Origin of the sequence: Lawsonibacter sp. LCP25S3_E2, from assembly GCF_052117285.1 — a bacterium.
In the GTDB taxonomy this organism is placed as follows: Bacteria; Bacillota; Clostridia; order Oscillospirales; family Oscillospiraceae; genus Lawsonibacter.
The window spans coordinates 77,836-103,470 of sequence record NZ_JBQKJL010000002.1 but is presented as its reverse complement, the minus strand read 5'-3'; the positions used below and the strand labels follow the sequence as shown (position 1 = coordinate 103,470).

Sequence of the window (25,635 nt, the reverse complement as noted above, 5' to 3'; positions counted from 1 at the left end):
GGGGAGGCAACGACCCCGCTGCTTTGCTGGCTGTGGCCGCCCAGGCCATTACTGCTTGTCAGCGGCCGCCTGCACCATCCGGATTACCATGTCCTGCTGCTCCGGCGTCAGCTGCCGGAACTGATCAATAAGTGCTTGCTCCGCTTCACTGAGCCCATCGTCTTGGACGGTGGGCTTTTTTGTTTCGCCAAATAATTCTTCAACAGAAATATTATTTATATCAGCAAATGTTTTCAATTCTGAAGAAACAAAATTAAATACCGTCCAATCATTCCTTTTTATGGCCTCTTGAACTACGGCAATCAGCTCTTTTTTTGTATCTTCCCAGCGTTGTTCTGTTATCGCAGCCATCAACTGAGCTCGTTCATCATCTTTTTTTTGAATTTCATCCCATGATACTTCTTTATCTCCAGTTCCTGCAAAAATCCAGACAGGCGATGTACCTAACGCTTTTGCAATTGTACCAAGCATAGAAGAAAACGATTGGCTTTTTCCTTTTTTCCAATCAGTTATTGTTTGTGGAGATACTCGAATCATTTTTGCAAATTCTTTTTGTGAGATTTTTTGCTCATCTAGTAACTGAAATATTCTATTTCGAATTGCAATATATTCATTAGTATTTCTATCCAAAATATAACACGACCTTTTAGTAATAAATACCAAAATCAGAAATTATCTGATTTAATGGTTGACAATCAGAAAAACTCTGATTATGATTTACCTGTAATCAGTGATTAGAGGTCAAACGAAAGGGGGTGAGATTATGATTTGGAAAAAACCAGCTTTTCCTCCAGCGCACCCCTCTGGACGGCATACTTCTCCAGCCACTCCCACGGCTGCGTGGACTGCACGTAAAGAGCTACTGCGCGTTGCCCTCTTGAAGTGCGAAACACTAACCGAGGCTGAGGTAAACGCATACATCTCCTACGAATTCGATGAAATAGAGACTGTAGATGTCCCCTTGGACTATGCTCTGGATCACCCGGATGCAGATATTGCATATTTATTTGCTGACGGCATACCTGTATCAGCATTTCTTCTGCGCCATACGGCTCAAATCGAAGCGGAAACGCTGGAGAAAGTACAACAGGTCCTACAGGCAATCTCCGATCGGGACCTGCCCCAGACCCCGGAGAATTGTAGGTAAAAACTGTGGTATCTCTGCGCACCGGGCCTCGGCCTGTACCATCGTCCACCAGGATATCCGTCAATGAGAAGGGTACGCTGGTTTTATTGCAGAGCCGGAGAAAGAAAAATATATGCTGCGAAGTATTTTTGCGATTGATGACTATGCACTCATCGACAGATATTTTCAGCCGATTTTTCCAAATTTGCGAGACGGCGAGAAAAAGAGACAGGATGAAGCCGGCAACACCGGCGGTATCTGCCCAATCTATCTTGCTCAGAGCAGTGACCAAGGCATCCATACAACCACCACCATGACAATAAGTCAATCTTATCCTAACACAGGCATGACCTAAAATCAATGAAAAGCGATTGAAAGGAGGAAGGTCATGGAAATCAGAAGATGTCGGGAAAAGGCAGGGCTGTCCCGGCCTGATGTGGCTCGTGCCATGAAGGTTGATATGGCGGCCGTGTTCCGCTGGGAGACCGGCGAGGCATATCCAAGGGCTGAAAAGCTGCCCAGGCTTGCCGATCTGTTTGGCTGCACCATTGACGAGCTTTACGGTCGAAATAGTGCAGGGCAGGCCTCGGCCTAGTTTAAGTTTACCTAGAAAAGGATGACTTTACCATGCCGGAGGACTACATGAATATCTACAAAACTGCCCGTCGGTCAGCCGGTCTGACCCAGGAAGCGGCGGCGGAGCAGCTGGGAATCAGCGTGGAGAGCGTCAGAGCCTACGAGACGGGGCAGCGGGTTCCGCCAAACTATATTGTGTCACGGATGGTGACCTGCTACAACGCCCAGCGGCTGGCTGTGCAGCACCTCAATCTGTATGATGAGCTGGCGTCATGCGTCATCCCTAAGATTCAGAAGCGGACCTTCATGGAGGCGGTGCTGCGGCTCTACAACCGGCTCAAACGGTTTGCCAACCATCACTCAATGGAGCGCCTGCTGGAGATTGCTGAGGATAATCTAGTTGATGACCAGGAAAGTGAAGCGTATGCCGAGATCATTGAGGAGATTTGTGACTTCTCTCAGTGCTGCATGGAACTGCGTTACTGCGAGCATAGCAAGAGCATATAAGACAAGCCAGCGGCCATAAGGTCAGAGAGGAGGGGGGATTTATATGGGAATGGTCAAACTGAAAACGGCATCTGGTCATGAGTTCTGGTATCGGTCCTATGTGAAAATCGACGGGGTCTCATATCCCACCGACGAGCTGACCCAGGAACAGCGGGACTATGTTTTCGCTATGCGGGATGTCCACGCCCTGAATGCCGCCTATGCTGGGGAGCGCCACTACTACGCTGTGGGCCTCCGGCCGTTTGAGGAGGTATTCCCCGAAATCGCTGCCGAGCGCCGCCGGAAGCAGGCCCAGCTAGGCCGCGAGGGTACATCAGAAAAAAGCCCCGCGTAAGCGGGGCCAAGTGAGGAGGAAATCATAATGCTCAAGACGATTGCGAGCACCTTGCCAGACGCCGCAGCGGTAACCGAGCAGCTGGTGGCCCGGTACGGCCCGGAACAGCTGCGGCAGGTGGAGCAGCTGAGTGAGCACTTCTTCCGGGCGAGGATTAGAGATGGATCCATGGCCATGGCGATCGTCCAGCCGGAAGGCCAGGTGGTGATCCGAGAGCTGGAGGAGGTCGGATAATGTGTCGGGACATAAAAAAACCCCGTGGCCCTGGAGAGACCACGGGGACGATTATCCGAAAGGACAATCGTGAGAACATCTACATTATAACACGGCGGCAGCCGTTTGACAAGGGGGGAGTACATTGCCTGAGAGCAGTATCAGGTCAGGGAGAAAAAAGGGCTTTGTCGTGCTCTATCGGGCGGTTGCTCAGGATGATCGGCTATCATTGGAAGCCCGTGGCCTGTTCGCCCTGATGATGTCGCTTCCGGACGATTGGGAGTACACGGTATCCGGCTTGGCCGTAAAAGCGGGCTGCGGAAGGGAAAAGGTGAGGCGGCTGCTCAAGGAGCTTCAGACAGTTGGGTATCTCATCCGGGAGCAGTCCCATGACAGCGGAGGGAAATTTGGAGGCAATACTTATGTCCTTCAGGATGAGGCTCCACCGTTGCCCGAAAACCCGGCCAACGGTGATCAGGAAAAATCACCGTTGCCCAGAAACACCGTCAACGGTGAAAACCGTCAACGGGAAACACCGTCAGCGGGTTTTCCGCCACAACAGAATAAAGACTATACAGAAGAAGAGACTAAAAGACCCCCTAAAGCCCCCCAGGGGGGCAAACGGGTGACGAAGTATGATCTGGCTGAGGACGCAAAGCCAATCCTCAGGGCTTATGTAGGGGAGGATCGAGAACTGGGACTGGCCATAGCGGCCCTTGTGGAGGTTCGGATTGCCAAGAAGGCCGTCAATTCCGCCCGTGCCATTTCCATGTTGCTGTGTGAGCTGGACAAGCTGTCTCAGGGCTGCCGGGAGGACAAGCTTCTGATCCTGCGCCAGAGCGTCACCAATAGCTGGAAGGGCGTTTTCCCACTCAAGGGCCGCCCGCCGGCCCAACCAAGCGATGAAGCCGGCGGGAAAACATGGGTGGCCAGAGAGAAGGTGGCAACATGGTAACCGGAGAGGACAAGCTGTCCGCTCAGGTAGCGGTGTTGGGTTCCCTGCTCATTGAGCCGAAGTTAGTAGGCGAGGCCATGACCAAAATCCGGGATGAAGACTTCCTGACACCCAAATACCGCATGGTGTGGCAGGCAATCCGGGCCTTGTTCCTGGGCGGGAAGCCTATCGATGCGGCACTGGTGCGAAACCAGCTGGGGGGCCAGCGGGAGGACGGATGGACGCAGCTTCTTCTGGAGCTGATGGAGCTGACCCCAACGGCAGCCAACATCTGGACTTATGTGTCCCTTATGCGGGAACAGGCCAGACGCACCCGTGCGGCAGAGCTGGGTGCCCTTATTCAGGCACACGACTCCGAGGAGCAGCTGCGGGAGTACATAGCCAGACTCAACGATCTTCTGGTGGATCGGCGGGGCGTGAAGCGTATGGACATGTCTCAGATGATTTTAAACTTTACCGACCGACACAGCGGGGAACCTGTGAAGTACATGACCTGGGGACTGCCCAAGGTGGATGCGGGGACCTATGTGGAGCTGGGAGACATGGTGGTGTTGGGTGGGTACCCTTCTGCCGGTAAAACCGCCCTGGCTGTCTCTATGGCCTACCACCAGGCCCAGCGCTTTCGGGTGGGGTTCTATTCCCTGGAGACAAATTGCTATAAGTTGGCTGACCGCCTTGTGTCCAACTTCGTGGGCATTGAAATGTCTGCCATCAAGGGGAGCAAGATTACCGAGGATGAGTGGCAGCGGATGGCGGACCAGTCCGACCGGATCCGTGCCCGGCAGCTGGAGATCGTAGAGGCCAGTGGCATGACGGTTGATGATATTCAGTCGGACGCTTTAGCCAATCGATATGAGATCGTGTATGTGGACTACCTCCAGCTTATTGAGCCGGAGAGCCGCCGTATGAACCGTACTGAGCAGGTATCGGGGATCAGCCGTGGCCTCCAGCAGTTTGCCCATGAGCATGGCCGAATGGTAGTAGCTCTGTCACAGCTTTCACGTCCTGAGCAGAGCAGTAAGAATGAATTGGTTGAGCCTACCATGTCGGACCTGCGGGAAAGCGGACAGATCGAGCAGGACGCAGACGCCATTATGCTGCTTTTTCTGGAGAAGCCGAGCGAGCCCGATGAGAGCCGGCGGGTACTCAAGGTGGCGAAAAACAAGGAGGGAATCCGTGGGCGGTTCTATCTGGTGTTCGACGGTCAATACCAGCGGTTCCGGGAGTCGGCGGTGGATGAGCCTGCGCCGCAGCGCAATATTGCCCGAAGGGCGTCGAAGTCCTCTCAGATGACGTGGGAAGATCTTACTGAGAAGCTGGATGCCGAGGAAGCGGCCTGGGTGTTTGAGCAAGGACAGTCGGAATAGGGCCCTGGAGATGGCCCGGAAAATGATAAAACGAAAGGATGATCAACGTGAGAGCATACGCAATCGTAAACCGCAAGGGCGGGGTAGGGAAGACCACCACCGCCGTCAATCTGGCCTATGTGCTGGCCACCAGCTGCCAACAGAGGGTGCTGTTGGTAGACGCAGACGGGCAGGCAAACGCCACTGAGATTCTGCTCCCTAGGAGAGAGTACGCAGGACTGGGAGCTCTGCTCCGGGGCGCGGCGATCTGCTATGACGAGCTGACGGTACATACGGACGTGGAAGGACTGGATGTGCTGCCTGCTTCGGAGGATCTGTGGGCAATGGACATAGAACATGATAAATCTTCCCTGCGGTATAGCGCCTTGTCTCAAATGAGGGACGCCATTGAAGAGGACGATGCCTACGACATGATGATTGTGGACTGCCCGCCCAATTTGTCTGTGGCGTGTATCTCCGCCATTTTGGCAAGTGATGCTGTTATTATCCCAGCTTTGTCGGACGCCTGCTCTGCAACGGGTATTGGTGATCTTGTAGATCAGATCGACAGTTTGCGGTATATTCGCCCGGATATCCGGATAGCTGGAGTACTGGTCAACCAGTGGCACAGATCTCCGGTGGTTGAGGATTCGGTATCCTACCTTCGTGAAGATGGCAGGGTCCCCGTATACGATACGGTGATTCGCCGTACTGACAAGGTGCAGGAAAGCAGCTGGGCCAGGATGGCTGTGCAGCAGTGGAGCCCCTGGTGTTCCGCTGCCCGGGATTACCGGGCTTGGGTGGCTGAGCTACTGAGAAAGGAGGGCATCAGAAATGAAAGCTAATTTGGGACGTATTGTGGCTCAGAGCATGACAAAGGCTGCCGAGGGCCGCACCATTGAGGCCATCACTGAGGAGATTCTGGACGCTCAGCAAAAAGGTGGAGAAGCTGTTCTCACCATTGGGCGGTGTCTGATTGAGGCAAAAAGTATGCTTCCGCATGGGGCATGGCTACCTTGGTTGAATGAAAAGGTTTCATACTCTGATCGTACGGCAAGACGGTTTATGCAGACCTATCGGGAAGTTTCAAATCGGCCAGCGCTGGCCAATTTGGGATCTACAAAAGCTATGTCCCTTATAGCTTTGCCCGAAGAAGAACTATCTGAGTTTTTAAAAGAAAACAATGTTGTTGACATGACCACCCGCCAGCTGGAGCAGGCCATCAAGGAACGGGATGAGGCCCGTAAGGCCACAGAGGCGGCCCAGGCAGAGGCCAGTACCGCTGAGCAAGCCAGAGCTAAGATGGCAGAGGATATGGCCCTGCTCAATGCCCGGCTGAACGGTGCACGGGAAGATCAGGAGCGGGCCAGGGAGTCTGCCGAGAAACTGGCAGCTGAGCTGGAGGAGCTGAAAGCCCGTCCGGTAGATGTGGCAGTAGAGACCGTGGTAGATCCCGAGGCCATTGCCAAGGCTAGGGCCGAGGCCATAGCCGAGATGCAGGACAAATTGGACAAGGCCAAGGAGGCGAAAAAGAAGGCTGAGGAGAAAGCCAAGGAGGTACAGGAGGCTCTGGCCCAGGCGCAGCGGAAGCTGGAGGAGCAGATCCGGGCGGAGAAAAAAGCCGCCCTGGGGGCGGACAAGGACATAGCTCAGTTTGAGGTATTTTTCTCTCAGGTACAAGAAACGGCCAACAAGATGCGGGGCCTGCTCCTGAAAGCCCGGGGACGGGAGGACCAGTCTGCCGCCCAGGGGATGGAGAGAGCCCTGCTGGCCCTGGCGGAAGCGATCGGGAGGTGTGCGGAATGAGCAGTTGGTATGAGCAGGCCGAGGAACGTCTGATCCGGGAGTACATGGAGGTAACGGGTAGGCACGAGAATGCCATGAAAGCCGCCGTGCAGGAGGCTCTGCTTGACTTCTGCCGGCAGAATGAGGAGTTTGCCCAGGCCGTGGCTCAGGGAGGAAGCTTCAAGGACTGTATGGCAGCGGTGGCTAAGGGAGTAGGCAATTCCCTCTCAGACATAGAGGCATACCGTCGGGCGGTAAGCTTTTACTTTGACGGGGCAAAAATCAATTTCACTATGACAATCCAGTTGGAGCCAGCGGAGACAGAGCCGGACCGGGGCGGGCTGCTGTTGGACCTGTCGCAGTTCTTCTGAGGGGGTGGGGAAGATGCGATCTGAAAAACAACGTGCTGTCTGGCTGGCCAAGCACGCGCCGGCGCTCCGGGCCGAAGATTGGAAACGGGTCAATGACATATATCCGGCCTACCTGTTCCGCCGAAGGAAAACCGGGGAGGTCTGGACCACCTGTTGTGGCCATCATGTCCATGCCGATGAGACAACGGGAGAGGCCTGGCGGCCCGTCATGGAGGCGCCACACCACCCGGAACCGGACCGCTGGGACGGTTATGCCTGCCACATAGGCGCCATGAGCGCTCCGCCTGTCAAGAGGCCGGAACTGGTGTCCTGTCCCATCTGCGGGAAGCCAGCTAAGGTCAAGGAACTGGGCCGCACCGGAAAACGGGACAACCTCTGTGCCTGGTATCGGGTGGTGGTCTTGAGGATGTGGAAGGACGCACTGTGGGCCCTTGCTTTTGAGACCAAGAAGTCTTACGGAGATGAGGAGCGGCTGACCAGCCGTCCTGAGATGCGTCTTTTGCGGGTTTACCGCTTCATCCCCGGCATGGCGGAAAAGGCCTATCGTCTTTTCGACGGATATCCCTGGACGGGCTATGTGTCCATGGACGCCCCGCCCACAAAGCTGCCGCTTCCAGTGACGGAGCCATTTGGCTGGTGCTTAGCCGAGGGAATGGCCTATACGGTCATCAACCTTGAAGAGTTGCGGGAGAGCCCCTTCCGCTACTGTCAGGCAGAGACCTATTTTGACAGAGGTACAAAGCCTCCCCACACCACGGAGCTGCTTCGTTTTCTGGCCCTCTGCACCCAATGGCCCAGACAGACGGAGATGCTGGTAAAGATGGGACTCCAGAGTGCGGTCCACGACCTGATCGCCAACAAAAAGTGGAACAGAGACGCCTTCCGATGGGCGGAGACCGACCCGCAGAAGGCCTTTGGCCTGAGCCGCCCGGAGCTACGAGACTTTTTGGCGCTGAAAACCTACGTTGATTTCAGGTTGGATATGGCTGCATGGTACAAGCGGCTCCGCCTGGCGGGAATGACTGTCACCTTCGCCGACCTGGAGGAGTTGCGCAAGGAGGCACCGTTCACCATGAGGAGGCTGGTGGGGAAGATGGCCCGGTACCAGGTGACGCCGGCCCGCGTTCTGTCATATGTCCGGAAGGAAAAGACCGGGAAGGGCCAGAAACGAATGGCCATCAGCACCCTGCTTAACGAGTGGGTGGACTACCTGGAGGACGCCGCGCTGCTGGGCTATGACCTGACCAACCCTATCTGGCTCATGCCCAAGGACCTCCACGCCAAGCACATGAGCACCATGGGGGTGGCCGCCGACATCCGGGAGAAACAGACCTCGGAGTGTTACCAGAAACGGCTGAAAAAGCTGGTCAGCCGGTACACCTTCAGTACCAAACGGTGGTTGATCCGGCCACCCGTTTCCGCCGGCGAGATCACGGCGGAGGGAAAAGCTCTGCACCACTGCGTGGGCGGCTATGCCGAGCGTCATGTCAAGGGGAGCACCACCATCCTGTTCCTGCGGGATCGGAAACAGCCGGGCAAGCCCCTGGTGACCATCGAGATGAAAGGTGCGCAGATCGTGCAGATCCATGGTTACAAGAACGACGCCGGCCAGACCGTCATGCCAATGGTCAGATATGCTGACATTTTGGACCCGTGGTTGGCCTGGCTGGCCGACGGCAGCAAGCGCAACAAGGATGGGACGCCAAAGCTGCCTAAGCGTAAAAAAGAGGCTGACTATGAGCGGACAGATCGTACGGCTTGAACCGTGCACAGCGCCCTGCCAGGGCCATTCTTGCTGCAACTGCTGCGAGGAGGCCCCGGCCATGCACAGAACAGACGGCGGTCGCCGGTTTAACAGATGGGACAAGGACTGCTGTGCCCGAACTCTGTACTATAAACCGAAGCAATGTATGGGTCTCCAGGGCAAAACCAGAGAGGAATGGATGGAGGAGGAATGAGCTTGGAAAGGTTGACGTATCTGCACGGGGGGAAGTGGCGTATGCGTATTGGAGACACCGAATACAGCGGAAAAGAAGCAAACCGGGTTTCTGTTTACGAGGATCTTCTTGATGGGTACGACATCGAACGCCTGCGGGAGCTGGTGGAGGCAGACCGATCGGGGCGGTGTGTGGTGTTGCCTTTCCAAATGCATAAAATGCTTTTTGATATGTCTGATCCAATCCGGCCTGAAATTTTAAAGGATTTCCGTATTTCGGCAACATGGGATTGTTGCGGAATTGTATTCCATAGCCCGTGGAACATTTTTTTAGAAAATGTCGAAAAAGGACATATCGGAATTATACATGAATCCGTCGAGGCAAAACTGAAAGGAGAGCCACCTTGCTGAATAAAATAATCGTTTTAGGTAGAGTGAGGAGGATAGTATGAAAATTTTGAAACCGGGCGATCCCTGCCCCTGCTGCGGCACCCCTATTAGGGAGGGATTGCCTACGAAGACAATGATCCTTTTGAGCTGGCTGGCGGAGGGGATGACTCTCCGCCAGGCCATGGAAAGCTGGGAGGAAAAACTTGCTGAATAAAATTATCATCATGGGTCGATTTGGCCGGGATCCGGAGAAGGAGCTGAGGGGGTGAAGGTGTGAAAATTACAAGAAGGCAACTTGTAGAATCTCTATACCAACCAAATGGAGTGTACGGGTATAAAAAGGCTTTCTGTAATCTGAACGACTGCTGCGAAAATTGCGACAAGTATGTTCGTTTTATTTGCAAGGTAATTTGTAAACTGGAGGAAATCCAAATAAAGCGTATTTTGAAAATTTGCAAGCCAGTAGAGGAGAAATAAACGTGGATATTTCAAAGTGCGAATCCTGTACAGAAGATTGTCCGCAGGCACAGGGGAGGTATGAAGCAGCCATTGGGAGAATGTATGCCATGCGGGAATTGGCCAAGAGCGCCCAGTATTGGGATGGGCTTTTTGATGAAAGCGATAAACCAAAGATAACGCCAGCCCGCCTGCGCGAGCTGGTGGAGGCGGACCGGGATGGGCGGTGTGTGGTTCGCCCATGTAAAGTAGGCGATATCCTATACGAGATAGATGAAACTGAATATGGGGTAATTACCTGTAAAGTATTAAGCGTCAACTGCTTTAATTGCCATGCGTTACGAATACCACAGAATCCAGTAGTTGACAATGTGGTTGTTACCATAGAAGTGATTGATGGGCATGGAAAAGGAAGTAGCTATGATTTTGCAGAGACTGATTTCGGTAAAACTGTATTTCTCTATCGTGAAACCGCCGAGGCTGCGCTGAAAGGAGTTCCACTTTGCTAAATAAAATCATCATCATGGGGCGATTTGGCCGAGACCCGGAGAAGCGATGCACCCAGAACGGAACGCCGGTGGCTACATTCTCTCTGGCAGTTGATCGAGATTTTAAGGACAAGAACACCGGCGAGCGTGTCACAGACTGGCTGGATGTGGTGGCGTGGCGTCAGACGGCAGATTTTGTGTGCAAATACTTCTCCAAGGGGCGCATGGCCACGGTGGAAGGCAGGCTTCAGAGCCGTACTTATACCGACCGGGACGGCATCAAACGCAAGGCCGTTGAGATTGTGGCGGATAATGTCTACTTTTCTGACAGCAGAGCAGGATCGGCACCGCCGCTCAGCGAGGGAAACGCGGATGAGCGCCAGCTGCCTCAACCTCAGAGTGGTGACTTTCAGGAGCTGGACGATGGGGGAGAGCTGCCATTTTGATCAGGCTATTGGGCGAGAAAGAATTTGACACGATCCACAAGGCGCTGCGCAGCTGCCGGGAGATAACGGTGGAGCGCTCCATGGGGGACAAGCGTATTCGTGTCCACACCTGCCCAGCTGCTCCGGTTTGGAGTGTCCCTTATCTGGTGCGGCTGGAGCAGTGGGACGGAACCGTGTACAGCTCGCAGTATTTTACCAGCGTTGAGGAGATGGAGGTAACGCGATGGGTGGACTGACCTGGACGGATGAAAAGGGCAACTGGGGTGTCAATGGCCTGGATTGGCGGGAGCTGGGAGACCTGGGCCCGAAAGTCTACGGCGCCCTTTGCAAGTTGAAAGACATGGAAACAATTGCGGACAAGCTCAACGGCGAGGACGATGAGGCCCTGGAGGCACTCCGTGCGCTGCGCCGGATGGGAAGGAGAGGAGGACAAGGATGAATCTCTTATGCGGCCCCAACATCCATCGGGGGGTGAGCTCAGATGGAGAGAAAAAACGGGCCATTCTTCAGCGTCTCAAGGCGTATCGAGCGGCCAACGGTCCCGGCTGTCTGGACGCAGTAGCGAAAGCTGCCCGAAGTCCTAAGACAATCACCGCCATGGTGCTCCGGGATGTGCTGCTGGGATCTGCTGTTTTGGAATTGGCCGGGCGCTGGACCGCTTGACGGAGAAAGCGGCAGGTGGCTGATGGGGGAACTTCCGTACATCTGTGTCCGGCAGAGAGCCGGGCCGCTGGTCAAGGAGTGCCGAAGTCTGCGGCCCAGGCTGTCGCACCTGGATACGCCATTTGAGCGGAGAGAAAAGAATAAGATCCTGCTCCCCAGAGGGGACACATCCGTATGCCGCACCAGGGTGGACCGTCTGGAGCTTCGGCTGGCGCTGTTCGGGTTTGAGGGGAGCTTCTACACTCTGACCTTCGACGACGATCATCTTCCGGCTAACTTCCGGGAAGCGGAACTGGTGTGGCGGTCTTTTTACCGCCGCATGAGGCTCTGGCTGGAAAAACCCTTTGACTACGTCTATAACATTGAGGGGCAGCATGGAGACCACCGCTATCACCTCCATCTTGTGGTCCGGGACAGCGATTTTGCACCGGCGGTTATTCGGTATTTGTGGAACCGAGGCTGGGCGGACGATGAGCCGCTGCTGCGGGGAAGAGGAGACAGCTACCGGCGGATCGCCCGCTATATGCTGAAGGAGCCTACGGACGGGATCACCATTCCCATCGGCAAGCGGGTGTGCCGATGGAGCCAGTCGCTCAATGAAAAGCTCCCGCCGGCCGAACGGTTTTGGGCGGAGCGTGACACCATCCGCATTCCTAAAAACGCCACCAGCCACGGGAGCTATCAGACCCAAAATGAGTTTGGGTCATATAAATTCGCATGGTACATCAAGGAGAAAAAAACGGGTATACCTTATTCTTGAAATATAGTTGGATAACTTGCGAGAGGAAAAGAAAGTGAGGGCAATCGCTTGAAAACGGAAACAAATCATGATAAACTTGTCGTAAGGAACGGACGTTATGTCTGTCCGAACTGCAAGCAGACAACGAACCAGAAGGCGGACGCCGGGACGGAAGCCTCGAAGCTGATCCTCTGGTGCCGGAGCTGCAAAGCAGAATATCGCGTGAATATCCAACATGGCCAGTGCTTCGTGTTAAGCCGGTGCCGATGACTTCCCGTGTGGGGGAGCGTCGGCGCCGGCTTTTTGTTTTGCCCGGAGGTGATAGCCCGTGAATTACAAAAGCCGCCGCTGGCGTTTCAAGCGGCAAGCAATCCTCACCCGGGACCGGTACCAGTGCCGGGAGTGTCGCCGGTTTGGTCTGGCGGTCAATGCCACGGTGGTGCACCACGCGTATCCGGCGGAAGACTATCCGAAGTTTGCCTGGTGCGACTGGAACCTGGTCAGCCTGTGCGCCGGCTGCCACAACGCCATGCACGACCGGGACACGGGCGCACTGACTGACCTGGGGCTATCCTGGCGGCGCAGGGTAGCCCCCCCACCCTCCGGCCCGGCCTGACCGGGCCGGGAAGACCGGCGGGCAGAACTTTTTCCGACGGCGGGAACGCCGGAGGAGGGGGTTAAGCTCCCGGAAATGGGCAGGGCAACGCGTGCGCATAACACAGGCGCGGCGCGGGCGCAAACGACGCGCCCGCAGGAAGTCGCAGCTCAGAGCACGGTTGTGTCCAACTTGGACACCGGGAGGAGGTGTGCAGTTTTGGGCCGGGAGGCCATGATCAAGGCGGACATGGAGTCCGTTGGGGTGTACAGCCCCATCTTCGACAACACTATCCGGCAGCTGGCCAAAACGGAGCGGGAGCTTTCCCGGGCGGAAAAGGCTTGGAAAGCGGCCGGAGGAAACATGGTGGCCGAGCTGGTCAACAAGACCGGCGGAAAATATACGGCGAAGGATCCCAACTACGCCATCGTGGATCAGCTGCGAAAGGACGTCCTTTCCCTGCGCGCCCAGCTGGGTCTGACTCCGGCCAGCTTTGCCCGAGCCAAACGAAAGCAGCAGGACTACGCGCAGACGGGAAAAAGCCGTCTCGCTGAACTGCTGGAAGCGGCCCATGAGACGGCCGTGGAAAAGGCGGGGGAGTATGCCGCGGAGGTGGACGCCTATGTGGAGGCCGTTTTGTCCGGTGAGATCCGGACAAATCTGGAGATCAAACAGGCCTGCCAGCGGTACCTGGATGACCTGGTCAGCGGCCGGTGGGAATTTCGTCCTGAGCCGGCCAACGAGATCATCGCAATCATCGAGACCACCGTGTGCCACCAGAAGGGGGAATTCCTGGACGCCACGCCCCTTCGGGGGACGCCCTTCCTCCTGCTTCCGTATCACAAATTTATCATCTACAACATCATGGGATTTTACATCCAGAGAAGCCAGGAACGCCGTTTCAAAGAAGCCCTGGATTTTGTCCCCAGAAAGAATATCAAGACCACCTTTGCCGCTGCCCTGGCCTGGGCTCTGGCCCTCTACGAGCGGCGCAGCGGTTCCCAGGTATACGAGGTAGGCGGCGCTCTGAAGCAGGCTATGCAGGGCTTTGACTTTCTCCGCTACAACATAAAGCGGGAGAAACTGACCACCGATGACGACCCGGTCAACGGGCTTCGGATCGTGGACAACAACATGGAGCACTCCATCAGCGGAGATTTGGGAGAAGAAGGCTTTCTCTCCATCAATGCCCTGGCTTCTAGCCCGGATAATCAGGACAGCTTCAATTGCAACATTGTCATTGCCGATGAGATGCACACCTACAAATCGGCAAAGCAGTATCAGGTGCTGAAGGACGCCACAAAGGCCTACACCAACAAGCTGGTCATCGGGATCAGCTCCGGCGGCGCTCTGGCCACCGGGTTCTGCGCCAAGCGCGTGGAGTACTGCCGAAAGATCCTCAACGGGACTATCAAAGGCCCGGAGGCGGACGCCATCTTCATCTTTATCGCGGCGGCGCCTCGGGAGGAGAACGGGGAAGTGGACTACACCAACCCGGAGATAATGGAATGCTGCAACCCTGGCTGGGGCCACAGCATTCGCCCCCAGGACATGATCAACGACGCCATGCAGGCAAAGGAAGATCCCCAGCTCCGGCCGGAGTTTCTCCAGAAATCGCTCAATGTGTTTATCGCCTCTCTCCGGGCCTGGTTCAACGTGGAGGAGTTCCGGGCCAGCGACAGCCGGTATCACTGGAGTCTGGAGGAGCTGTCCAGAATGAAAATCCGCTGGTACGGTGGCAGCGACCTGGCCAAGCTCTACGACCTTACGACCGGCTGCCTGTTTGGCAACTATGAGGGAATTGATATTATCATTCCCCATTGCTGGTTCCCCCTGGCGGCGGCCGCCGCCAAGGCCCATGAGGATCAGATCCCGCTGTTTGGCTGGCAGGAAGACGGATGGCTGGATATGACCAACGGAACCGTAACAAACCATTCCGAAGTGGTCAGGTGGTATAAGGGCCTGCGCAGCGCTGGCTTTAAAATCAAGCTGGTGGGCCATGACCGGAAATTCTGCCGAGAGTATTACCTGGAGATGAAGAAGGCGGGCTTCAAGGTCAAGGATCAGCCCCAGCTCTTCACCCGGAAGAGCGAGGGCTTCAAGTACCTGGAGAACAGCGCCAAAAAGGGAACGCTCTACTATCTCCATGCGGAGCCCTTTGAATACTGCGTGCAGAACGTCCGGGCGGAGCTCAAGGCGGATGACATGATCATGTATGACAAGCTTCAGCCCAATCTGCGCATTGATGTATTTGACGCGGCGGTTTTTGCCTGCTGCGCCTACCTGGAGGATCTGGAGAAAGTCCAGAAAGAACAGAACTGGTTTGGGGAGGAGCCTGAATGAGTAAACGAAAGGAAGCTGTCCACGCCGCCAGAGACAAGCCCGCCCAGCAGCGCAGCAACGTGGGCCTGGTGTTTGGGGCCAACTGGGGGGAGGCCTGTGCCGGGGGATATACCCGGCTCTCCGATAACCCGGAGGTGCGCATGGCCGTGGGCAGGATCGCGGAGCTGATCAGCTCCATGTCCATCCGCCTGATGGCCAATACAGCGTCTGGGGACGTGCGGCTCTATAACAGCCTGTCCCGGCGGCTGGACATTGAGCCCAACCGCTTTATGACCCGGAAGACCATGATGGCCTCCATCATTTGGACGCTGCTGCTGGATGGGGGCGGAAACGCTGTGGTGTGGCCCCGCACCGCAGATGGCAGGCTGGAGGAGCTGATCCCCCTGGCACCATCCAGTGTGAGCTTCATGCCGGATGGCTACGGTTATGAGATCTTAGTCAACGGCCGGCCTTATGACCCGGACAGTCTGCTCCACTTCGTCATCAATCCCTCCACGCAGCGGCCCTGGTTTGGAACGGGGTTTCGCAGCAGTCTTAAGGATGTGGTGAAAAACCTCAAGCAGGCCAGCGTCACCAAAAACGCCTTTTTATCCAGTGAATGGAAGCCCTCCGTCATTGTCAAGGTGGAAGGAAGCACGGAAGAAATGGCCTCCGCCGCCGGCCGGCAGCGCCTGTCTGAACAGTATCTGAAAAACACACAGGCGGGAATGCCTTGGCTGATTTCGGCGGAGCTGATGGACGTGGTACAGGTCAAGCCCCTGTCCCTTAATGATCTGGCCATATCGGACAGTGTGAAGCTGGACAAGCAGGCGGTGGCCGCCATCCTGGGGGTGCCGCCCTATGTGGTGGGCCTGGGGGCCTTTAACCGGGACGAGTGGAACCACTTCATTTCCACCACCATCATGCCCATTGTCCGTGGGATCGAGCAGGAAATGACCCGGAAGCTGCTGCTCTCTCCGGACTGGTACGTCAGCATGAACCCCTGGGCCCTGTACGCCTACGACCTGAAGGATCTGTCCGAGATCGGGGCCAACCTCTATGTCCGGGGCATGATGACGGGCAATGAGGTCCGCGGCTGGCTGCACCTGGGACCCAAGGAGGGGCTGGATGAGCTGGTCATTTTAGAAAACTACATCCCTCTGGGGATGATCGGAGATCAGAAAAAACTGTTACAGGAGGCAGGTGAAACAATCAATGGACAAAATTGAGCAGCGTACCATGGTACCCGTCTCGGGCAGCTTTCAGACCCGAGCGGAGGGGGAAGAGCTCTACATTGAGGGCTATTTCTCGGTATTCAATTCTCCCTACGAGATCTGTCCCGGAGTTATCGAGGTAGTGGCCCCTGGGGCCTTCTCCGAGACGCTGGGAGATGACATCCGGGCGCTGACCAACCATGACACCACCCTGGTGCTGGGGCGGAACAAGATTGGAACGCTGACCCTTCGAGAGGACGGACACGGACTCTGGGGCAGTATCCGCATTAACCGGGAAGACCAGGACGCCATGAACCTCTACCGCAGAGTGCAGCGGGGCGACGTGGACCAGTGCTCCTTCGGCTTTATCATCCTGGATGAGAAGCGGGAGATTCTGGAGGACGGTACGGTGCGCTATACCATCCTGAAGGTCAAGCTGTTTGAGGTGTCTGTGGTTACCTTCCCGGCCTATGAGCAGACCTCTGTCTCCGCCCGCATGAAACAGGAAGAGACGATCCGGCAGCGGCTGTTCCAGGAGAAAAAGGAAGCCCTGCGGCAAAAATTGAAAGGAGCTTAGCGTATGGCACTGCAAGCATTGCTGCTGAAAAGAAAAATCGAGGAAAAGCAGGGGCGTATGGCCGGCCTGCTGGAAAAACGCGAGACGTTCAAGACCCGGGAGCGGGAACTGGAGGCGGCCATGGATGAGGCCCAGACCGATGAGCAGTTGCGGACAATGGATGAGATGGTGGATGCTTTTGACGCTGAACAGCGCAGCCACGAGGAGGCCATTGCCGCCCTCCAGGGGGAGATCGACGCCGACCAGGCGGAGCTTCGCTCCCTGGAGGAGAACCAGCCCAAAGCCCCCGCCCAGCCCCCTAAACTTCCGTCCTCTGAGACGGCACGAAAGGATGAGAACATTATGACCAAGCGTCAGATCCGCGCCTTTGGCGCCATGACTATGGAGCAGCGCTCCGCCTTTATCCAGCGGGATGAGGTGCAGGACTTTTTGAGCCAGTTTCGCAGCAAGTTCAAGTCCGGTCAAACCCGGAGTGTGACCGGCGGTGAGCTGCTGATCCCCGAGATGGTGCTGGAGCTGATCCGGCAGAACATCGAGGATTATTCCAAGCTGATCCGCCGGGTACGTCTGGTGCCCGTCTCCGGCCGGGCCCGCCAGCCCATTATGGGTACCATCCCCGAGGCGGTATGGACGGAGGCTTGCGGGGCCCTTAATGAGCTGGCTTTTGCCCTCAACCAGGCGGAGGTAGACGGCTACAAGGTGGGCGGCTATGTGCCCATCTGCAACGCCCTGCTGGAGGATACCGACTACGCCCTGCTCTCCGAGATCATTGTGGGTATGGGCGCCGCCATCGGCATTGCCGTTGACAAGGCGATTCTCTTCGGTACCGGCGTAAAAATGCCCCTGGGTGTGGCCACCCGTCTGGCCCAGACCGTGCAGCCGGGCGAGTATCCGGAGAATGCCCGCCCCTGGGTCAATCTCTCCGCTTCCAATGTGATCACCATTCCCTCCGGCTCCACCAGCGGCCTGACGCTGTTCCAGAAGATCATCCTGGCCTCCGGAGCGGCAAAGGGCAAGTATTCCCGTGGGGATAAGTTCTGGGCCATGAATGAGGCCACCGAGACCAAGATCAAGGCGGAGGCCGCCGCCGTCAACGCTGCCGGCGCCATTGTCGCTGTGATGGACGGTACCATGCCCGTGGTGGGCGGCGATATGGTGGTGTTCTCCGATGACGTCATGCCCGATGATACCATCATCGGCGGCTATGGCGACCTCTACCTGCTGGCTGAGCGGGACGGCACCACGGTGGGCTACTCCGACCAGCCCCTGTATCTCCAGGATCAGACCGTGGTGAAAGGAACTGCCCGGTATGACGGCCAGCCCGCCATCCCGGAAGGGTTTGTGGCCATCGGCATCGGCAAGGCCCCTGTGACCTCCGTGTCTTTTGCTCAGGATGTGGCCAACCCTGCGGTGGCCGCGCTCCAGTCTCTGACCATTGGCGGGCTGGCCCTGAGCCCCACCTTTGCCACCGGCACCGATACCTACACCGCCACCACCAGCAACGCCAAGGACGCCATCAGCGCGGTGCCCACCATGGGCTCTACGGTGACCATTACGGTGGGCAAGACCCGTGTGCAGAACGGCGGAGAGGCCACCTGGTCCAGCGGCTCCAACGTGGTGTCCATCACCGTGAACAACGGCAAGAACTCCAAGGTCTACACCGTCACGGTGACCAAGGAGTAAGGAGGAGACTGCCATGGATGACACCGCACTGCTGGCGCTGCTGAAGCAGGATCTCCAGCGGACAGGAGATATTCCTGGAGACGAGACGTATCTGCCTTTTCTGCTGGAGACGTCCAGGGCCAGCCTGACCCGGCAGGGAATTGTCGATGACGGCTCCCAGGATTACTTCCAGACCGTGGTGGGCACCGCCGCGTGGATGTACCGCAAGCGTATCAGCGGCGAGGCGGAGCCGGAATACCTCCGGCGGCTGCGGAAGGATCTGCTGCTGAGCCGTGGGCGGGAGGTGTTGCCATGATTTTGGACGCGGGAGTGCTGACCATCTATGGGGTGTCATCCACGGAGGGAACTATGCCTCCGCCGGTGCGGTATTCCCTGGATGTGAAGCGGACGGCGTGCTTCGGAGAGAAGGTGGTGGGGGCGACCCGCTATTACGCGGCGGCCAAGGTCGGGCAGCGGATCGACCGAACGGTTCGCATTTGGCGGGACGCCTCCATCCCCATCACCGTCCGGGACATCTGTCTGGCGGACGGGATCTATTACCGGATCCGCAAGGTGACGCCCACCGCCGACGAGGACGGCCTGCTGGTGACAGACCTTGACCTGGAGGACGATGACGGAACCGTGAGGGGGTGGCTTCGTGAAAATAAGACCTGACCAGCTGGAGCAGGCCGTCCGGGCGCAGCTGGAGAGCTATTCCCAGAAGGTCGGACAGGAAGTGGACATGGCTGTGATCAACGTGGCCAAAAAGACGCTGCAGCGCATTAAGCAGACTGCTCCTAAGAGAACTGGGGACTACCGCAAGGGATGGACTATGAAACGGAGCAGAGAGCGAAGCAGGATCACGGTCACGCTTTACAACAAGACTCGGTATATGCTGACCCACCTGCTGGAGCATGGCTTTCAGAAGGCGGCTGGCGGCCGCGTAGAGGGGCAGCCCCACATAGGGCCAGCCACGGAGCAGGCAGAGGAAGATCTTATCTCTGAGGTTACCCGGAGACTGGGAGGGTAAGTGCATGACTTACGAAGAGCTGCTGGCCGTCCTAAAGCCGGTGGGAATCCCCTGGGCGTATCACCACTGGGAGAACCCACCCGCACCGCCTTATGGGGTCTACCTGGACGGCCCCTATGACCCCTTTCACGCGGACAACCGCAACTATTTCAACGCCCACCAGATACGGCTGGAGATCTATTCTGCCGTCCGGGACCCAGCCTTGGACGCCAAGGTGGAAGCGGTACTCTCTGCCGCTGAGATCCCCTATGAAGCGGACTTTGATCATCTGGAGAGCGAAGCGCTCTATGAATCTATTTTTGAAATCGAGGTGTAAAAATGCCTGACAATGCAGCCAACAAGGTCAAATTCGGCCTTTCTAATGTCCATTACGCCATGGTCCAGTCCACGGAGGGCGGGGTGGTCACCTATGACACCCCGAAGCCATGGCCCGGTGCGGTCAATCTCTCCATGCCGCCCCAAGGGGAGACAACCAAGTTCTACGCGGATGACATTGCCTACTATGTTTCCTCCACCAATGACGGCTACCAGGGGGACTTTGAGAGTGCCCTGGTGCCCGATGACTTTGCCCAGTCGGCGCTGGGGGAGAAGCTGGTGGCGGAAGCCGGTGTGCTGGTGGAAAACGCCAGCGTGGAGGGTAAAGCATTTGCCCTGCTCTTTGAGTTCAAGGGAGACCAAAAAGCCATCCGGCACGTCCTTTACAACTGCACGGCGGCACGGGCCAATGTAGCAGGCTCCACCATCACCAACAGCAAGACTCCCACCACTTCCTCGCTGACTCTGACCGCTGCTCCGTTGGCCAATGGAAACGTGAAGGCCAAGACCACGGCCAGCACCACGGATGAAGTCTATAAGGGCTGGTATCAGTCGGTATGGCAGCCTCCGGCAGAGGAGAGCACCTGATGACCAGAACTGTAACCATTGACGGCCGGGAGGTCACCTTCCGGGCGTCCGCCTCCATTCCGCGGCTTTACCGGATCAAGTTCCACCGGGACATCATGCAGGATATGGTGACCATTGCCAAGGCAGTAAAAGACACAAAGGATGGAAAGACATCTATCCAGATGGATTGCCTGACGCTGTTTGAAAATGTGGCGTATCTGATGGCCAAACACGCGGACCCGTCGGTGCCCAGTACCGTAGATGAGTGGCTGGATGGCTTCGATTCCTTTTCCATCTATTTGGTCTTTCCTGTGATCAGTGAAATGTGGCAGGACAATATCCGGACGATGAGTGTACCGGCAAAAAAATAGAGGCGACCGAGCGTGAGATGTCCACTGCGCTGCTCCTCCTCCGGGCAACGCAGGTGGGCGTCTCCATAGCCGACATGGATCTTCTGACCATCGGGATGATCCAGGATATGTATGTGGAGGCCATGAACGACCAGGTCCCCTACGCTCGCCTCGCCACACAGGAGGATTTCGATAAATTTTAAAAGGAGGTGGCGGTATGTTTGGCAATCGGGTAAAGGGCATTACCGTTGAAATTGGCGGCGATGTAACCAAGCTGGACAAAGCCCTGAATAAGACGGACGCAAATTTGCTTCGGGTCCAGAAAGATCTGAAAGAGGTCGAGAAAGCGTTAAAGCTTGACCCCACCAATGTAGATCTTCTGGCACAGAAACAGCGGCTCCTGGCGGAGCAGGCCGACCTGGCCAGACAGCGGCTTTCCACCATGGAGCAAGCCGCCGCAAACCTCGATGATACCATCAGCAAAAGCCAGCTGGACGCATTCAATCTGGAGCTTGATCTGACAAAAGCTAATGCGGCGGACGCAGCCAGGCAGCTGGAAGATTTTAAGGATCCTCTTGTTGAAATTGGTAGTGCGGCGGGCGAAGCCGCAGACGGATTTGATCGTGTTGACGGGTCTGCCGGAAAAATGAGTGACGGCTTTACCGTTGCCAAAGGCGTTATGGCAGACCTGGCTTCTAAAGGAATTTCTTTCTTAGTAGAAAAAGCTTTGGAGCTATTGTCTGCTATTTGGAATTTAGATGAAGCTACAGAAGAATATCGAAAGTCTATGGGGCTGCTGAATACAGCCTATGAGGATGCAGGATTTAATCAAGATCTGGCCAAAGAGTCCTATCGTGGCTTTTATGAAATTCTGGGTGATACGGGGAAGGCCACAGAAGCCGCGCAGCTGCTCTCCAATCTGGCCGCCAGCGAAAAAGAGGTGGCTAAGTGGATCGAGATTGCAGCTGGTGTCTATGGCAAGTTTGGAGAAGCTATCCCCATCGAGTCCCTAATGGAAGCTGCAAACGAGACTGTGAAAACTGGAGAAGTCGCCGGTGCACTGTCGGATGCCTTTGAATGGGTTGGTATTAGCTCTGAAGAAGTAAACAAACAATTAGAGACCATGGTCGATGAGACTGGAAAAGCACAATACCTCATGGGACTGCTCTCAACGGAATACAGCGATGCTGCCGCTTCTTTTTATGAAAACAATAATGCTATTATCGAAGCCAATCGCGTACAAGCTGAGTTAGATGATTCGCTTGCTGACATAGGTCAGGCTGTTGCGGAGATTAAGACGCAGCTTTTTGAGGCATTTGGGCCCACAATCGATGATTTGGCCCATGGCTCGTCAGAAGCTATGCAAATGATTAGCGATGGAATCAGCCGCATAGGAAATGAAGTTGGGCCATCTATGGAGAAATTAAACGACGCATTAAGTCGTTTTGTAGAAGCGGCGGCTCCTGCGCTAGAACCATTGCTCGATGTATTGGGAAAAATTTTATCAATATTTGCGGATATTGCTACATTTGTTTTGGAAACTGCAATCCCTATAATAGAAGCTTTGGCAAGTGTGGCGGAATTTGCGTTGAGAATTGTTTCTACGGGTCTTGATCTTATTGGCGATGCCTTAAGTGCTATTTTAGATAGCATTTCAAGTGTGATCAAATGGTTCCAAAAATTGTTTGGATTTGGGGATGAAGTAAGTTCTGCTAGCATAGCAGAAAGTCCAGAGCAAATAAGGAATTCTCAGACCCGCAGCTTTGCCGCACTGTTCAGCCCCTCGCCGCCTGACTTGGACGACTTCCCGCACTTCGCCTCCGGCGGTGTCTTTGCTCCCAACAACCCCATGCTGGGTGTACTGGGAGATAACCCCAGGGAAGTGGAGATCGCTGCGCCCCGTTCGGCCATGCAGGACGCCTTCCTGGACGCCCTGGATCAGCGCAGCGTGGGGGCGGCAAGTAAGGTCAATGTCAGTGTCCGGTTTACCGGCTCCCTCGCCCAGCTGGGGCGGCTGCTCCAGCCGGTGGTGACCGTGGAGACGGCACGCCAGGGACCCAGTTTTGCAAGATAGGAGGATACGGATGTACACAGTCACAATGGACGGAAAACCCTACCGGCTCCGGGTGCGCTATAACACCCTGGAGCGTGCCTTTGAGCTGCGCAGCGGTGACAATGAGGGCTATATGCTCTCGGGCCGCCACGAACGGGATCTGCTGGGTACCGGGTACTCCTATCAGTTTTCTGTGGAGCCGGATCCCCAGCACCCAGAGGACTACGACGCCTTTTATGAGGCCATCTCAGCGCCGGTGAACAGCCACGAGATCACCATGCCCTACGGCCAGTCCACCATCACCTTTCAGGCGGAGGTGGAGTCCGGCCGGGATATGTGGAAGGGAAGGATGGCCGGGGTCAGCCGCTGGACGGGGCTGGCGGTGAATTTCAAGCCCATCGATCTTCAGCGTACCCCGGACTAAAGGAGCAGGTATGAGAAACAAGCTGATCTATGACAAGTGGATTTTTACCGACAGCCAGCAGCCGGATGACCAGCTGGCGGAAGGGAGCTTCTATCTGGAGACGTCCCTGCCTGCCTCCGCCCTGGGGGTAGACACCATGGAGCTCACTGTCAAGTGTTCCGACCCCTCCATCAAGGCCTTTACCCCCAATGCCCCCATGACCTATTTTTACCGGGACAGGCAGAAGGTGCTCTTCTATCTCCAGTCGGTGGAACGTGTGGGGCCGGACCGGTACATCCTCTCCGGCCTGTCTGCCCTGGGACGGCTGGAAAAAATGCCTCACCCCGGCGGGATCTACACTGGACAGACTGTGGACGAGGTAGTGCGGGACATCTGCGGCTCCGTCCCGGTGCATATCAAGACCAGCCTCCAGGATGTTCAGCTGTACGGATGGCTCCCCTATGTGAAGCCGCCGGACAATTCAGCGCGAGATAACCTGGCCCAGGTTCTTTTTGTCATTGGGGCCTATCTGGGTACCGATATGGATGGCTTTCTCCGGGTAGAGCCCTTGTGGGACGGTGTGGCCAGTACCGTGACCATGGACCGGATGTATTCCGGCGGCTCTGTGCCCTATGAGAGCCCCATCAGTGCGGTGTCCGTCACCGAGCACCAGTACATTCAGGGGACGGAGGAGACCACCCTGTACGACGGCACAGCCCAGGAGGGGCAGCTGGTCACCTTTGATGAGCCCATGCACAGTCTTGCAGCCACAGGCTTTTCCATCCTCAGCAGCGGGGCAAACTGGGCAAGACTATCTACCGGGACCGGTACCCTCACCGGCAAGGGGTATATCCATACCACCCGGCAGGTTGTGAAGACGGTGACGGAGGGAGCCGCTGAGAATGTCAGGACCATCACAGACGCCACCCTCGTGTCTCTGGTAAGCTCCAACGGCGTTGCCAGTCGGCTGGCTGATTATTACCGCTGTCAGGAGACCATAAACAGCGGTCTTACTGCCATAGCAGAGAAACCAGGCCATGTGGTATCCATCTGGCACCCCTACGATAAGCGCATGGTAACAGCCTGCATTGGCACCATGGAGTTTGCCATGTCCGCGGTGCTGCGGGCAGATATTACGGCCCTGGTGGGCTTTCTGCCGCCCCGGCCGGAGGAATTGCAATACTATGATGCCTATGAGGAGCTGACCGGGACAGGGGAGTGGGATCCTCCGGAAGGCGTAACGGTGGTGACCTCCGTCCTGATCAGCGGCGGAGACGGGGGCTTCAGCGGCTGCCGAGGCGGCGTTTCCCCGGATCCACCGGAACTGTCCGACCTTGATCAGGAGCTGTATGGTTTGAATGCAGGGTATGGAGCCGAGGGAGGCCCAGGTGGCCAGCCAGGCCAGGGTGGGAAGATCCTGGTGGCAGATCTCCCGGTTACCCCAGGGGTAAAGGTTCCCTATTCCACTGGGATCGGAGGCCTGGGAGGCCAGCCTTCGGAGGCAAACCAGGACTCCAACCCCGGCCAGGAGGGCGGCGCTACCACCTTCGGATCCTTGTCTTCTGCCAATGGGGCGGTGTCTCCTACGGGCTACACCAACCCGCTGACAGGGCGCACCTATGCCACCCCGGGAGATCTCCAGGGCATTGCCGGAGGCCGGGGGGCCGGTGCTTCAACGACGGCAGAATACGGCTATGAGCCGGGCACGTCTATCATGGACCGTGACGGAAATACATGGCTTCCTGGTGTGCCGGCAAACATTGAGGATAATGTCATGCTGTACGATGGTGAGTACTACATCGCACAGGCCGGCAAGGGCAGCGGCGGTGGCCCTGCGGTGGGCTCCAACGGATTTGACGGGGCTCTGGGCTCAGTGTCTGGAACCAAACCGGAAAACGCAAAGGCTGTGGGCGGCCGCAGCGGAAACGGCGCCGACGCCAAAGCCCCAAGTGATCAGACAATTCCCGGAAAAGGCGGCGATGGAGGTCACGGCGGTGGCGGTGAGGGCGGCGTGGGCCTGGCCGTTGCCCGGTTGCGGGAGAATGCGTCTATCACCAGAGGCCGTCCGGGAAAAGGCTCTGAAGGGGCCAGGGGTGGGCCGGGGATTTTAATTCTCTTCTACCGCCGTCCAAAGCCCGGCCAGCAGCTGCTGGCCGCTGTGACCCAAAATAACCGCTGGCGGCTGGATAAGCTGGGACGAAGATGTATTGTGTGAG

37 protein-coding genes are annotated in these 25,635 nt (G+C 56.5%); 36 read left to right on the top strand and 1 reads right to left on the bottom strand.

The window, feature by feature from the left end; translation table 11 throughout:
* Positions 1-48: 48 nt before the first annotated feature.
* Positions 49-630, bottom strand: a complete 582-nt coding sequence (locus tag ACTQ3R_RS02690) for a helix-turn-helix domain-containing protein (RefSeq protein ID WP_441777860.1) — start codon at positions 628-630, stop codon at positions 49-51.
* A 133-nt stretch (positions 631-763) separates the two neighbouring features.
* Here ACTQ3R_RS02690 and ACTQ3R_RS02685 point away from each other — a divergent pair, with 133 nt between their 5' ends.
* The 36 genes from ACTQ3R_RS02685 (at position 764) to ACTQ3R_RS02510 (ending at position 25,634) form a co-directional block, all read left to right on the top strand.
* Positions 764-1,147 carry a hypothetical protein gene (locus tag ACTQ3R_RS02685; RefSeq protein ID WP_441777859.1) on the top strand — a complete coding sequence of 128 codons (384 nt, stop codon included), beginning with the start codon at positions 764-766 and terminating at the stop codon, positions 1,145-1,147.
* 112 nt (positions 1,148-1,259) lie between these two features.
* The gene (locus ACTQ3R_RS02680; RefSeq protein WP_441777858.1) at positions 1,260-1,481 is read left to right on the top strand and encodes a hypothetical protein; all 222 of its coding nucleotides are present in this window, start codon (positions 1,260-1,262) and stop codon (positions 1,479-1,481) included.
* A gap of 33 nt (positions 1,482-1,514) precedes the next feature.
* Positions 1,515-1,721, top strand: coding sequence for a helix-turn-helix domain-containing protein (locus tag ACTQ3R_RS02675; RefSeq protein ID WP_441777857.1), 207 nt, complete (start codon positions 1,515-1,517; stop codon positions 1,719-1,721).
* 47 nt (positions 1,722-1,768) lie between these two features.
* Positions 1,769-2,209 (top strand): helix-turn-helix domain-containing protein, encoded by a 441-nt coding sequence (locus tag ACTQ3R_RS02670; RefSeq protein WP_441777856.1) that lies wholly within the window; start codon positions 1,769-1,771, stop codon positions 2,207-2,209.
* A gap of 43 nt (positions 2,210-2,252) precedes the next feature.
* On the top strand, positions 2,253-2,543 hold the full coding sequence (locus ACTQ3R_RS02665; protein ID WP_441777855.1) for a hypothetical protein: 291 nt from the start codon (positions 2,253-2,255) through the stop codon (positions 2,541-2,543).
* 27 nt (positions 2,544-2,570) lie between these two features.
* Positions 2,571-2,777 (top strand): hypothetical protein, encoded by a 207-nt coding sequence (locus ACTQ3R_RS02660; protein WP_441777854.1) that lies wholly within the window; start codon positions 2,571-2,573, stop codon positions 2,775-2,777.
* Between the two features lie 124 nt (positions 2,778-2,901).
* Positions 2,902-3,711 carry a helix-turn-helix domain-containing protein gene (locus ACTQ3R_RS02655; RefSeq protein WP_441777853.1) on the top strand — a complete coding sequence of 270 codons (810 nt, stop codon included), beginning with the start codon at positions 2,902-2,904 and terminating at the stop codon, positions 3,709-3,711.
* A complete protein-coding gene (locus tag ACTQ3R_RS02650; protein WP_441777852.1) occupies positions 3,705-5,078 on the top strand; it encodes a replicative DNA helicase in 1,374 nt (457 codons plus the stop codon). Before ACTQ3R_RS02655 ends, ACTQ3R_RS02650 begins: the two co-directional genes overlap by 7 nt.
* A gap of 47 nt (positions 5,079-5,125) precedes the next feature.
* Complete coding sequence (locus tag ACTQ3R_RS02645) at positions 5,126-5,902, top strand: ParA family protein (protein ID WP_441777851.1); 777 nt, start codon at positions 5,126-5,128, stop codon at positions 5,900-5,902.
* A complete protein-coding gene (locus ACTQ3R_RS02640) occupies positions 5,892-6,863 on the top strand; it encodes a DUF3102 domain-containing protein (RefSeq protein WP_441777850.1) in 972 nt (323 codons plus the stop codon). Before ACTQ3R_RS02645 ends, ACTQ3R_RS02640 begins: the two co-directional genes overlap by 11 nt.
* Positions 6,860-7,213, top strand: a complete 354-nt coding sequence (locus ACTQ3R_RS02635; RefSeq protein ID WP_441777849.1) for a hypothetical protein — start codon at positions 6,860-6,862, stop codon at positions 7,211-7,213. Before ACTQ3R_RS02640 ends, ACTQ3R_RS02635 begins: the two co-directional genes overlap by 4 nt.
* A 13-nt stretch (positions 7,214-7,226) precedes the next feature.
* A complete protein-coding gene (locus ACTQ3R_RS02630) occupies positions 7,227-8,975 on the top strand; it encodes a PcfJ domain-containing protein (protein WP_441777848.1) in 1,749 nt (582 codons plus the stop codon).
* Between the two features lie 61 nt (positions 8,976-9,036).
* Complete coding sequence (locus ACTQ3R_RS02625) at positions 9,037-9,171, top strand: hypothetical protein (protein ID WP_441777847.1); 135 nt, start codon at positions 9,037-9,039, stop codon at positions 9,169-9,171.
* Positions 9,172-9,173: 2 nt separating this feature from the next.
* A complete protein-coding gene (locus ACTQ3R_RS02620) occupies positions 9,174-9,560 on the top strand; it encodes a hypothetical protein (protein ID WP_441777846.1) in 387 nt (128 codons plus the stop codon).
* A 37-nt stretch (positions 9,561-9,597) separates the two neighbouring features.
* Positions 9,598-9,753, top strand: coding sequence for a hypothetical protein (locus ACTQ3R_RS02615; protein WP_441777845.1), 156 nt, complete (start codon positions 9,598-9,600; stop codon positions 9,751-9,753).
* A 265-nt stretch (positions 9,754-10,018) separates the two neighbouring features.
* Positions 10,019-10,504 (top strand): hypothetical protein, encoded by a 486-nt coding sequence (locus ACTQ3R_RS02610; RefSeq protein WP_441777844.1) that lies wholly within the window; start codon positions 10,019-10,021, stop codon positions 10,502-10,504.
* The gene (locus ACTQ3R_RS02605; RefSeq protein WP_441777843.1) at positions 10,498-10,929 is read left to right on the top strand and encodes a single-stranded DNA-binding protein; all 432 of its coding nucleotides are present in this window, start codon (positions 10,498-10,500) and stop codon (positions 10,927-10,929) included. Before ACTQ3R_RS02610 ends, ACTQ3R_RS02605 begins: the two co-directional genes overlap by 7 nt.
* Complete coding sequence (locus tag ACTQ3R_RS02600) at positions 10,926-11,165, top strand: hypothetical protein (RefSeq protein WP_441777842.1); 240 nt, start codon at positions 10,926-10,928, stop codon at positions 11,163-11,165. The genes ACTQ3R_RS02605 and ACTQ3R_RS02600 overlap by 4 nt, the downstream gene beginning before the upstream one ends.
* The gene (locus ACTQ3R_RS02595) at positions 11,153-11,368 is read left to right on the top strand and encodes a hypothetical protein (protein ID WP_441777841.1); all 216 of its coding nucleotides are present in this window, start codon (positions 11,153-11,155) and stop codon (positions 11,366-11,368) included. Before ACTQ3R_RS02600 ends, ACTQ3R_RS02595 begins: the two co-directional genes overlap by 13 nt.
* Positions 11,365-11,592, top strand: coding sequence for a hypothetical protein (locus ACTQ3R_RS02590; RefSeq protein WP_441777840.1), 228 nt, complete (start codon positions 11,365-11,367; stop codon positions 11,590-11,592). Before ACTQ3R_RS02595 ends, ACTQ3R_RS02590 begins: the two co-directional genes overlap by 4 nt.
* 22 nt (positions 11,593-11,614) lie before the next feature.
* On the top strand, positions 11,615-12,352 hold the full coding sequence (locus tag ACTQ3R_RS02585; protein ID WP_441777839.1) for a rolling circle replication-associated protein: 738 nt from the start codon (positions 11,615-11,617) through the stop codon (positions 12,350-12,352).
* Positions 12,353-12,659: 307 nt separating this feature from the next.
* A complete protein-coding gene (locus ACTQ3R_RS02580; protein WP_441777838.1) occupies positions 12,660-12,947 on the top strand; it encodes an HNH endonuclease in 288 nt (95 codons plus the stop codon).
* A 198-nt stretch (positions 12,948-13,145) separates the two neighbouring features.
* On the top strand, positions 13,146-15,269 hold the full coding sequence (locus ACTQ3R_RS02575) for a terminase large subunit domain-containing protein (protein WP_441777837.1): 2,124 nt from the start codon (positions 13,146-13,148) through the stop codon (positions 15,267-15,269).
* Entirely contained in the window at positions 15,266-16,477 is a 1,212-nt protein-coding gene (locus ACTQ3R_RS02570; protein ID WP_441777836.1) for a phage portal protein, read from the top strand. The genes ACTQ3R_RS02575 and ACTQ3R_RS02570 overlap by 4 nt, the downstream gene beginning before the upstream one ends.
* Positions 16,464-17,039 (top strand): HK97 family phage prohead protease, encoded by a 576-nt coding sequence (locus ACTQ3R_RS02565; RefSeq protein ID WP_441777835.1) that lies wholly within the window; start codon positions 16,464-16,466, stop codon positions 17,037-17,039. The genes ACTQ3R_RS02570 and ACTQ3R_RS02565 overlap by 14 nt, the downstream gene beginning before the upstream one ends.
* A gap of 3 nt (positions 17,040-17,042) precedes the next feature.
* Complete coding sequence (locus ACTQ3R_RS02560) at positions 17,043-18,722, top strand: phage major capsid protein (RefSeq protein ID WP_441777834.1); 1,680 nt, start codon at positions 17,043-17,045, stop codon at positions 18,720-18,722.
* 13 nt (positions 18,723-18,735) lie between these two features.
* On the top strand, positions 18,736-19,017 hold the full coding sequence (locus tag ACTQ3R_RS02555; protein ID WP_441777833.1) for a hypothetical protein: 282 nt from the start codon (positions 18,736-18,738) through the stop codon (positions 19,015-19,017).
* The gene (locus ACTQ3R_RS02550; protein WP_441777832.1) at positions 19,014-19,376 is read left to right on the top strand and encodes a hypothetical protein; all 363 of its coding nucleotides are present in this window, start codon (positions 19,014-19,016) and stop codon (positions 19,374-19,376) included. Before ACTQ3R_RS02555 ends, ACTQ3R_RS02550 begins: the two co-directional genes overlap by 4 nt.
* Positions 19,360-19,731, top strand: a complete 372-nt coding sequence (locus ACTQ3R_RS02545; RefSeq protein WP_441777831.1) for an HK97 gp10 family phage protein — start codon at positions 19,360-19,362, stop codon at positions 19,729-19,731. The genes ACTQ3R_RS02550 and ACTQ3R_RS02545 overlap by 17 nt, the downstream gene beginning before the upstream one ends.
* Before the next feature lie 4 nt (positions 19,732-19,735).
* Positions 19,736-20,047 carry a hypothetical protein gene (locus ACTQ3R_RS02540; protein ID WP_441777830.1) on the top strand — a complete coding sequence of 104 codons (312 nt, stop codon included), beginning with the start codon at positions 19,736-19,738 and terminating at the stop codon, positions 20,045-20,047.
* 2 nt (positions 20,048-20,049) lie between these two features.
* The gene (locus ACTQ3R_RS02535) at positions 20,050-20,634 is read left to right on the top strand and encodes a major tail protein (RefSeq protein ID WP_441777829.1); all 585 of its coding nucleotides are present in this window, start codon (positions 20,050-20,052) and stop codon (positions 20,632-20,634) included.
* Positions 20,634-20,984: a hypothetical protein gene (locus ACTQ3R_RS02530; RefSeq protein ID WP_441777828.1), complete on the top strand. Its 351-nt coding sequence runs from the start codon at positions 20,634-20,636 to the stop codon at positions 20,982-20,984. The genes ACTQ3R_RS02535 and ACTQ3R_RS02530 overlap by 1 nt, the downstream gene beginning before the upstream one ends.
* Entirely contained in the window at positions 20,939-21,166 is a 228-nt protein-coding gene (locus ACTQ3R_RS02525) for a hypothetical protein (RefSeq protein ID WP_441777827.1), read from the top strand. Before ACTQ3R_RS02530 ends, ACTQ3R_RS02525 begins: the two co-directional genes overlap by 46 nt.
* A 14-nt stretch (positions 21,167-21,180) precedes the next feature.
* A complete protein-coding gene (locus tag ACTQ3R_RS02520; protein WP_441777826.1) occupies positions 21,181-23,037 on the top strand; it encodes a hypothetical protein in 1,857 nt (618 codons plus the stop codon).
* A 10-nt stretch (positions 23,038-23,047) separates the two neighbouring features.
* On the top strand, positions 23,048-23,440 hold the full coding sequence (locus tag ACTQ3R_RS02515; RefSeq protein ID WP_441777825.1) for a hypothetical protein: 393 nt from the start codon (positions 23,048-23,050) through the stop codon (positions 23,438-23,440).
* A 10-nt stretch (positions 23,441-23,450) separates the two neighbouring features.
* Positions 23,451-25,634, top strand: a complete 2,184-nt coding sequence (locus ACTQ3R_RS02510) for a DUF3303 domain-containing protein (RefSeq protein ID WP_441777824.1) — start codon at positions 23,451-23,453, stop codon at positions 25,632-25,634.
* The last annotated feature ends 1 nt before the right edge of the window (position 25,635 follow it).